Genomic DNA, 4,948 nt, shown 5'->3' with positions numbered 1-4,948 from the left:
TTGCCGTCGTGGTAGAACTCGCTCGCAGCGCAGTCGAGCGCCAGCAGCACGTCTTCACCCGCGCGATAGCCGGCTTTCTCGATGGCTTGCAGAATAGTCGACAGGCATTCGTCGTTGCTGCCGAAGTTCGGCGCGAAGCCGCCTTCGTCGCCCACGGCCGTGCTCATGCCGCGGTCGCTCAGAATCTTCTTCAGCGCGTGGAACACCTCGGCGCCGCAGCGCAGCGCTTCGCGGAAGGTCGGCTGGCTGACCGGCACAATCATGAATTCCTGGATGTCCAGGCTGTTGTTGGCATGCGCGCCGCCGTTGACGATGTTCATCATCGGCACCGGCAGTTGCATTGCGCCCGAGCCGCCGAAGTAGCGGTACAGCGGCAGGCCGGCTTCTTCAGCGGCAGCCTTGGCCACCGCCATGGAAACAGCCAGCATGGCGTTCGCGCCGAGACGCGACTTGTTCTCGGTGCCGTCGAGTTCGAGCAGGGTCTTGTCGAGGAAAGCTTGCTCGGAAGCGTCGAGGCCCATGATCGCCTCGGAGATTTCGGTGTTGATGTGCTCGACAGCCTTCAGCACGCCCTTGCCGCCGTAACGGCCGGTTTCACCGTCGCGCAGTTCGATCGCTTCGCGCGAGCCCGTCGATGCACCCGACGGCACCGCAGCGCGGCCCATCGTGCCCGACTCGAGCAGCACGTCGCATTCGACGGTGGGGTTGCCTCGCGAATCGAGAATCTCTCGACCGATGATATCTACGATAGCACTCATGGTTTCCTCAAGAAATGACGTTGGATTCTTACGGTGAAACGGCGTCCGGCGTACAAGGCACAGCCTCTAACCAGACACTTTGGGCGACCATTGGGTTCAGATCGGGGTTCAAAGCAGATTCAGACGCACTGCGCCGGCTAGCGGGTCGACACAATGCACGGGTCAGCATCAGTTGAAATCGCTTTCGAGGAACGGCGTACGCTTCACGACCTGATCGAGCGTCACCAACGTCTCGAGCAGGTCGGCCATACGATGCAGCGGCACAGCGTTCGGACCGTCGGACTTTGCTTCCGCAGGCTTCGGATGAGTCTCCATGAAGAGCCCAGCCACACCGGTCGCTACGGCGGCACGCGCGAGCACAGGCACGAATTCGCGCTGACCGCCCGAGCTGGTGCCCTGCCCGCCCGGCAACTGCACCGAGTGGGTAGCGTCGAACACGACCGGTGCGCCGGTTTCGCGCATGATCGCGATCGAGCGCATGTCCGAGACCAGGTTGTTATAGCCGAACGACACACCACGCTCGCAAGCCATAAACCGGTCTTCCGACAAACCTGCTTCACGCGCGGCGTCGCGCGCCTTGTCGATCACGTTCTTCATGTCGTGCGGAGCGAGAAACTGGCCCTTCTTGATGTTGACCGGTTTGCCCGAACGAGCACACGCATGAATGAAATCGGTCTGACGGCACAGGAACGCCGGCGTCTGCAGCACGTCGACGACTGACGCCACCTGCTCGATCTCGTGTTCCGCATGCACGTCGGTCAACACCGGCACACCAAGCTGACGCTTCACTTCCGACAGGATGCGCAAGCCTTCATCCATGCCCAGACCGCGGAACGTCTTGCCGCTGCTTCGATTGGCCTTGTCGTACGACGATTTGTAAATGAACGGGATCTTCAGCTTCGCGCAAATTTCCTTGAGCTTGCCGGCGACGTCGATCGTCATCTGTTCGGATTCGACGACACAGGTGCCCGCGATCAGGAAAAACGGCTTGTTCAGGCCGATTTCGAAATCGCCTAGTTTCATGCTTTCTCCTCGACGACCGGCTGCAGGTGCTGCTGATGCGCCAGCGCCGCTTCGACGAACGACTTGAACAACGGATGACCGTCACGCGGTGTGGACGTGAATTCCGGGTGAAACTGCACGCCGACGAACCACGGGTGCATGTCACGCGGCAATTCCATCATTTCCGGCAGATCTTCGCTCGGGGTACGGGCGCTGATGATAAGGCCGCCGGCTTCGAGCTGGGGCACGAAACGGTTATTGACTTCATAACGGTGACGGTGACGCTCGTTCACGTCCTTGCCATAGATCTCTTCGGCCATCGTGCCGGGCTTGATCGGGCAACGCTGCGAACCGAGACGCATCGTGCCGCCGAGGTCCGACTCTTCGGTGCGCTTTTCCACGCGACCGTCACGGTCGTACCACTCGGTGATCAACGCGACCACGCGGCTCGGCGTGCCCGGATCGAACTCGGTGCTGTTCGCATCCTTCAGGCCGACCACGTCGCGAGCGAATTCGATCACCGCGAGTTGCATGCCGAGACAGATGCCGAGGTAAGGCACTTTCGCTTCACGCGCATAACGAATGGCCGCAATCTTGCCTTCGGTCCCGCGCCGGCCGAAGCCACCCGGCACCAGCACCGCGTCGAGATGCTTGAGGCTCTCGACGCCGTGGGTTTCGATCTCTTCCGAGTCGATGTATTCGATGTTGACCTTGGTCGACGTATGAATCGACGCATGGCGCAGCGCTTCGATCAACGACTTGTACGACTCCGTCAGGTCGACATACTTGCCGACCATGCCGATCGTGACCTGGTGCTGTGGATGTTCGAGCTTGCCGACCATTGCCGCCCACAGGGAGAGGTCAGCGGGCTTAGGCGTGAGTCTGAGTTCTTCGCAGACGATCGCGTCCATGCCCTGGTCGTGCAGCATCTGCGGAATCTTGTAGATGCTATCCGCGTCCCACACCGAGATCACCGCGTCTTCCGGCACATTGGAGAACATCGAGATCTTCGCGCGCTCGTCGTCCGGGATCGGACGGTCGGCACGGCACAGCAGCACGTGCGGCGAGATACCGATTTCGCGCAGTTTCTGCACGCTATGCTGGGTAGGCTTGGTTTTCAGTTCGCCAGCGGTCGCGACCCAGGGCACCAGCGTCAGGTGCACGAAGCACGCGCTGTTGCGGCCCAGACGCAGGCTCATCTGACGAGCGGCTTCGAGGAACGGCAGCGATTCGATATCGCCCACCGTGCCGCCGACTTCGACGATCGCGACATCCGGCTCACCGCACGTCGCAGATGCTGCGCCGCGTTCGACGAAGGCCTGGATTTCGTTCGTGATGTGCGGGATCACCTGCACGGTTTTGCCCAGATAGTCGCCGCGTCGCTCCTTGCGGATGACCGACTCGTAAATCTGGCCCGTGGTGAAGTTGTTGGCCTTGCGCATCTTCGTACTGATGAAGCGCTCGTAGTGGCCGAGGTCGAGGTCGGTCTCCGCTCCGTCTTCCGTCACGAACACTTCGCCGTGTTGAAACGGACTCATCGTGCCGGGGTCGACATTGATGTAGGGATCGAGTTTGAGGAGGGTGACTTTCAGACCGCGCGATTCGAGGATCGCGGCGAGGGAAGCGGCGGCAATACCCTTGCCGAGGGAAGAAACTACGCCGCCGGTGACGAAAACATATTTGGTCATCGCTGGATGCTCGCGGGAAAAACGGATTATACCGTAAAGCAGGGTCTCAACCCAGCAAAATGCGCGGCATCCGCGCCGATCCTGCACCGTTTTCTGCGCCGCCTGTTGCTACTGCGTGAAGTTGCCGTAGCGACGTTGTTGTTGTCAAGCGGTTGCTACCTTGTTGCCTTGCTGCTGTCCTCTTTCCTGCAACTGCCCTGCTGCCCAGACTGCGGACGTGTCATACATACATGCCTGCATGTTAACGCTTGCGCTGTTCGTTGTGCAGGTTCAATTGTTAATCGAAGTTAAGCGCACCTGGAGGAGTGGCCAAACGGAACCACGCGACGCGCGCCGCACCCTCCGTGGTCTGCGCCGCGAATCAGGTGGGCCGTTCCAGTTCGCGCAGCATCCGCTGCACGGCCCGCGCGGTTTCGATCGGTTTTTCCATCGGATACAGGTGACTGCCGTCGATCCATTCAAGGTGGCCTCCGGTCGCACGGCGCGTGGCCTCCAGCCCGGCCTGGCGGATTTCCTTCGAATGCGTCCCGGCGATGAAACCGACCGGCACTGGCGCGCCACGCGCCAGCCGGGAGCCCAGCGTATGCGGCAAGGTCTTGTAGATTCTGTATTCGGTGCGCCGGTCGAAGGCGAGCGCGCGACTGCCGTCAGCCGAGGCTTGTGGAATGCCGAAGTCGATATAGTCGGACAGCATCCTCTCGTCCCAGCGCGCGAAGGCGGGCTTCGAGTGAAAGTGGCGCCACGCTTCATCGCGGCTCGCCCACTGCGTGCGGCGCGCGCGGGTCGCGGCGGCAGGCGAGAGGCGTTCGTCGAGCCCGGTCCATTGCGACACGCGCAGCATGCTGCTGCGCCAGCCCGCAATCACCGGGGAATCGAGCATCACGACGCCCCTCACCCACTGCGGCTTCTTCAACGCCGCCATTAGCGACAGATAGCCGCCGAGCGAATGACCGACCAGCCAGACCGGTTGCTCGTATGACCGGCTGATGTCGTCCAGCAACTGCTCCACCAGATGCGGCCAGTCCTGCGTCACAGGAAAGCGGGTGTCGTGGCCGATGCGCTCGATAAAGCGGACGTCGTAGTCATCGGCGAGCTCGGCAAAGATGGTCCGGTAGGTCGACGCCGGAAAACCGTTGGCGTGCGAGAAGTGAATGATGTTTTTCAAGTGCTGCTGTCTCCGTTCCTGATTATGTTGCGCGAGGCGTCCCGCCGGGTATGGCGCGAGCGTCCTTCATCGATCCATCCAGTACCGGTGATGCGCGGTGCGATACCGTTCCAGCGTGAGCGTGGCGGGCGGTGGTGGCGTGTCCTGCGCCAGGTTGCCCTGTGCTGGGTTGCCCGCCGCCAGGGTGCCCTGCGCACGGACGCCCGCCGCCATGATTTGCACCGCGCCGTCGACGTCGCTGCGTGTGAGTTCGATATGCCGTCCCAGATAGCGTTCGAAGACACCCGGATTCGGATGATGAAAACGGTTGCGATAGCCTACCTGAAATACCGCGA

Annotated in this window: 4 protein-coding genes and 1 pseudogene; all 5 read right to left on the bottom strand. The window is 61.6% G+C overall.

The genetic code is table 11. The annotated features are described in order from the left end of the window. Window positions 1–758: pseudogene (gene eno, locus M0954_RS30180) on the bottom strand (phosphopyruvate hydratase); the annotation flags it as partial. Between the two features lie 168 nt (window positions 759–926). Next, window positions 927–1,781 (bottom strand): 3-deoxy-8-phosphooctulonate synthase, encoded by an 855-nt coding sequence (gene kdsA, locus M0954_RS30175; RefSeq protein ID WP_297357161.1) that lies wholly within the window; start codon window positions 1,779–1,781, stop codon window positions 927–929. Next, a complete protein-coding gene (locus M0954_RS30170) occupies window positions 1,778–3,448 on the bottom strand; it encodes a CTP synthase (protein WP_297357160.1) in 1,671 nt (556 codons plus the stop codon). The genes kdsA and M0954_RS30170 overlap by 4 nt, the downstream gene beginning before the upstream one ends. 361 nt (window positions 3,449–3,809) lie before the next feature. After that, complete coding sequence (locus M0954_RS30165) at window positions 3,810–4,613, bottom strand: alpha/beta hydrolase (protein ID WP_122151479.1); 804 nt, start codon at window positions 4,611–4,613, stop codon at window positions 3,810–3,812. 66 nt (window positions 4,614–4,679) lie between these two features. Further along, a partial coding sequence (locus tag M0954_RS30160; RefSeq protein WP_297357158.1) for a hypothetical protein occupies window positions 4,680–4,948 on the bottom strand: 269 nt, incomplete at its 5' end.

This window comes from Paraburkholderia sp., assembly GCF_026225065.1.
GTDB lineage: Bacteria > Pseudomonadota > Gammaproteobacteria > Burkholderiales > Burkholderiaceae > Paraburkholderia.
Note: the sequence above shows the minus strand (reverse complement) of the source record. Positions and strands in the feature narration are given on the sequence as shown.